2 protein-coding genes are annotated in these 1,050 nt (G+C 46.1%); both read left to right on the plus strand.

The window, feature by feature from the left end:
• The coding region (locus EBR25_14525) for a hypothetical protein (GenBank protein ID NBW42184.1) at positions 1–253 on the plus strand (253 nt) is incomplete at its 5' end.
• The coding region (locus tag EBR25_14530; GenBank protein NBW42185.1) for a hypothetical protein at positions 253–1,050 on the plus strand (798 nt) is incomplete at its 3' end. The genes EBR25_14525 and EBR25_14530, both read left to right, overlap by 1 nt.

Here is a 1,050-nt window from a genome sequence, read left to right on the forward strand (position 1 = left end):
GCCAGTACGGGTGTTTGATGATGGGAAGAAGACATATTTTCAGATGCCAAATGAGATGAGTGTTGCAGAGGCTCCAGTGTTATTTCTCATCGATGAGCATGGAGAGCCAATGCTTGTGAATTACCGAGTGAAGGGAGTGTATTACATCGTAGACCGGTTATTTCAACGAGCTCAGATGAGAGTTGGCAAAGAAGGCATTGTGTCCATTTATAGCAAGGGATATGAGCCGTCACTGTTTGAGAGGTTATTTTAGTGGAAGATAAAACGGATATGCACTATGACCCGCCGGGTCAACCAGAGCGGCTTGCAACGAGAGCAAAAATTCCACGGCAGCCCCTTGGGCTTAATAAGCGAGCTATTGTAGTAGCGGCCTGTATTGTAGGTGGAGTTATTGGAGTAGTAATTATTAGTGCTTTTACGCCCAGTCCACCAAGCGAGCTCCCTAAGGCGGAAACGACATGGAGTCCTCATCCGAGTGAAGTCGTACAATCGCTTCCAAATGACTATGACGAGATGGAGCGAAAAAGGCGAGAAGAGGAAAGACGAAAGCAGTTTACTCAAAGAGCTTCTGTTGGGGAGAAAACAGTAAAGAGTGCTACTCCATCTCAGGAAGAAAAAATACTGCTTGAGTACGAAGTGACTCGGCTAAAACAAGCGATTAATGCACGCGAGTCAGACTTAGAATTTAAAGGGGCCTATCAACAAGTAAGGGCTTTTAGAGGCACTCAGCAGGGGAGCTCATACGGCGCTCAAGCCAGTGGAGCAGGGAAAGACGTAAGTGGGTTGTCTAATACCGGAGCTTTTAACCCAAGAGATGATGATAATAGACAAGATGAAAAGCGGGGGTTTCTTAGTGAGGCTCGGGATGAAAAAACGCACCTCTCTGGAAGGGTAAGAAGCGCTGCTTCTCGGTATGAGCTTATGGCAGGTACGGTGATTCCTGGATTAATGGTAACAGGAGTAAATAGTGACCTTCCAGGACAAGTCGTTGGACAGATATCTGAGCATGTATATGACAGTGCAGATGGTAGATATTTACTAATTCCCCAA

It is taken from the genome of bacterium (genome assembly GCA_009926305.1).
In the GTDB taxonomy this organism is placed as follows: domain Bacteria; phylum Bdellovibrionota_C; class UBA2361; order UBA2361; family RFPC01; genus RFPC01.